2 pseudogenes are annotated in these 3,438 nt (G+C 66.9%); one reads left to right on the top strand and one right to left on the bottom strand.

Annotated features, from left to right (window positions below):
- Positions 1 to 1,609 (bottom strand): annotated as a pseudogene (locus JHN45_RS51170) (hypothetical protein); the annotation flags it as partial.
- A gap of 774 nt (positions 1,610 to 2,383) precedes the next feature.
- Here JHN45_RS51170 and JHN45_RS51165 point away from each other — a divergent pair.
- A pseudogene (locus JHN45_RS51165) lies at positions 2,384 to 3,438 on the top strand (hypothetical protein); the annotation flags it as partial.

Genomic DNA, 3,438 nt, shown 5'->3' with positions numbered 1-3,438 from the left:
GGTCGTAGTAGAAGTGGCAGGTCTTGGACTGACCACTCGTCAGACTCTGGTCGGTGACGGTGAGATACCAGGCGAACTCGGTTTTCGCGGTGAGTGCCTGGAAGGGCCCGGAGGCACTGGTGTGGGAGTAGAGAGTGCTCGCGGTCGTGCCGCTGGTGGCGTTGATCGCCCGACCGTAGGTGGTACCGCTCGACATGTTCTTCAGAGTGAAGTTGGCGGTGAGCGGGCTGGTGGTGCCGTCCGGGTCGGAGACCGCGGCGCGCAGGGTCACGTCGCCCAGGCCCAGCGTGGTGGGGGTGGTGGCGGTGCAGCTGGTGGCCGGGCTGGTGGTCAGGGTGGTGGGGGTGTTGGGGGTGTGGTCGTAGGTGGTGGTGATGGTGGCCTGCTTGCTGAACTGCTTCCAGGCCAGGTCGTCGCCCTCGTCGGCGGCCCGCAGCCCCAGGGTGGCCTTCGACCACTTGCCGGCGGCGGCCGACTTCATCAGCGAGCTGATGTCGAAGGTGACGTCTTCGGGGCCGCAGGAGGGGGACCAGCCGTGGGCGACGGTCTGCGTGTCGAGCTTGTTGAACCAGAACTTCCTGCCCGTGTCACTGGAGCTGTACGAGTTGGACCAGGTGGTGGCGGAGGAGATCGAGGCCGTGTGCCACAGGTCGACTTCCGTCTTGGTGCAGGAGGCCGACCAGTTCTCGTAGAAAGAGATCTTGGAAGTGATCGAATCCCGGTCTGCGCCCCAGATGCTGCTGTGGATGCTGGTCTGGAACAGGGCCCGGTTGGTGGAGACGTCTGAGGTCCAGTCGGTGTAACCGACGTGCAGGGGGCCGGCGGCGGAGGCGGCGGGCTTGTAGAACGAGGTGTCGGGCCACTTGCTGTCGACGAACGCCCACGCCTGCACGGTGTCGGTCTGGCCGGAGGGCACGAAGGTGGGGTCGATGTAGACGGGATAGACCGTGTGCTTGCCCGTCAGCAGGCCGTGGTCGGGCGAGAGCCGTATCTTCCCGCCGTAGTAGGCGGCCTTCAGGCTGGTGGTACGGGCGGCGGTTCCTGGCGATGTGGGACTGGAAGCCAGCGGGTTGCCGGTGCGGGTGTCGACGCTCCGGCCGGTCTGAGGGTTGGTCGCCTTCGGGGTGCTCGCGGCGGCGTGGCCCGAGTCCCACATGGTGGGGGCGGTGGCGGAGAAGACGGTGCGCCCGTGGCGGTCCTTGGCGGTGATGTCGCCGGCCGTGTCGCTGGTCAGGGTGACCCCGGTGGCCTTGGTGGACAGATTCAGGTCGGTGAGTGCGGGGTTCGCCGCGGCGGTGGCGTTCTTGACGATCAGGACCTCGCTGAACCCGCCGGTGTCCTGTGCGGTCACGGCGAGATCCACATCGGGCAGCACGCTGTGGTAGGTGGCGGTGGCGCCCGAGAGGGAGGGTGTTCCCAGCGTGAACGCGGCTGGCAGGGACACCGCCAGGGTTCCGTCACCGGCCCGCATGGTGGCCAGAGGGGCGTCCCCGCTGCCGCTGGACAAAGTCAGGGAACTGGTCGACACCTTGGGGGAGATGGTGCCGTCAGCCTGGCGCACGAGTGTCGGATCCAGGCTCTTCCATCTCCCGTGCACCAGCTTGCGCACCGGGGCGATGGTCTGTCTGAGTGTCAGCGTCCCGTTTGGGTTCGCGGTCAGAGTGGAGGAGTCCGTCGTCATGGCCGTCGCCTGGACCGGCTTGCCGGAGGTCCGTGCTTTCGCCAGGGCCTGATCCTCACTCAGCCCGGCGGAAACGCCGGCCGAAGGGCGGGCGGCTGTGTCGGTGTGAGGCGCGGATGTGGCCGCGTGAGCGATGCCGGGAAGTCCCAGGGTGCCCGAGACGGCCAGGGTATTGGCGCCGACAATTATGTGTCGCGCCCAGGAGCGGGGCAGAGATGTCCGCGAAGTGTTTTGCATTTTCTTTCCCCCAATTATTCATGCTGATGGAAAATTCCGCACGGCGTACCCTCGGCCGGCGCTGGACGACCTCGCGTGAGGGTCAATATCTCGCAAAATGGCCTCGGCGGTTTTGGTCGTCCGCTGCGGTGCCCGCCGGCTGCGGAAGGGTCGTCGGATCGCGTCACCGTATGAGGATTCAATGGCTTGACATGCGATTGTGTGATCCAGATCATGTCGTGTACATGCCCTGGATGTCCACTTCCGTTGAAGTTTGGCCATCTTCTCGGGTGTGTTCTTTCCTAACTCATTATTCATTTGGATTGAACCTTCATGTACTTCTTTCCGTCGGAGAACAATCGCCGCGGCTGTAATTGGCCCAGGTGGTCGTTCGATATTTCGGCATGTCGTCATGGCGAGGGGGAAGCCGTGTCCGGTAGACGGGTGCGCGGAAACAGCGGAGTGGTAAAGGCGCGAAACCGGCATATGGCCGGGAGGCTTCTGGTCGGATGGGCCGCGGTGCTGGCCTGGTCCCTGTGCCTGAGCCTGACCTTCGGATCGACAGCGACCGCGCTGACCCCGTCCACCGCATCCACCGCGGCCGTCAAGCCGAAGGCGGACCTCGGCCGTTCAGTCACCGGCCTGAAGACCGTTCCGCACAAGAACGTGAGTCTCTCCGGTGCCACCAGGCACACGGCCGTGCCGACCCGGACGGCGTGGCCGGCCGCGAAGACCGGGACGTTGAAACTCGCGGCGCCGAAGCACTCGACGACCACGGGCTCCAAGGCGGTCGCGGCAGGAACACCGGTGTGGGCGCAGGCCGTGGCTCCTGGCAAGGGCACCTACGCAGGTCCGACGGCACTGGGGGTCTCGGTCAAGTCGCGGTCCCTGTCCGCGCGGCTGGGCGTGTCCGGCCCGGTCTGGTCCCTGGCCACCGGCCAGACCGCCGGGGCCGGTGCGTCCGCATCGGGCCGAGTGAAGGTGGGACTGGACTACGGCGCCTTCCGCCAGGCCGTCGGCGGCAACTACGCGTCCCGGCTGCGCCTGGTGGAACTGCCCGAGTGCGCGCTGACGACCCCGCAGTTGGCGAAGTGCCGCAAGCAGACGCCTCTGACGTCACGCAACGATCTCAAGAACACGGCCGTCTCCGCGGATGTCACGCTCGCCGGCACGGGCTCGGTGAAGAACGCAGCCGTCACCGGCACCGGCCGTACGCGTGACGGGGCGGCCGTTTCGGCCGTCTACACCGGCTCCGCCTCCGGTACGGCGACGGCGCGGACGGCCTCGACGTCCGGGGCGGCGACCGTCATCGCGGCCACCGACTCGACCGGTCAGGAAGGTGGAGCCGGAGGGAACTACGCCTCGCCCCTGTCGTCCGCGGGCTCCTGGGGCCAATCGGGGTCCTCGGGCAACTTCACCTACACCTACAAGGTGGAGTCCCCGGCGGCCTCGACATCGCTGGCGCCGGATGCGTCGCTGTCCTACGACTCCGGCAGTGTCGACGGGAAGACCGCCAACACTCAGTGCGTTGTGGCAAAGGG

Source organism: Streptomyces sp. MBT53 (genome assembly GCF_016654115.1).
Classification (GTDB): Bacteria; Actinomycetota; Actinomycetes; order Streptomycetales; family Streptomycetaceae; genus Streptomyces.
The sequence above is the reverse complement of the archived record's forward strand: the minus strand, read 5'-3'. Positions and strand labels throughout refer to the sequence as shown.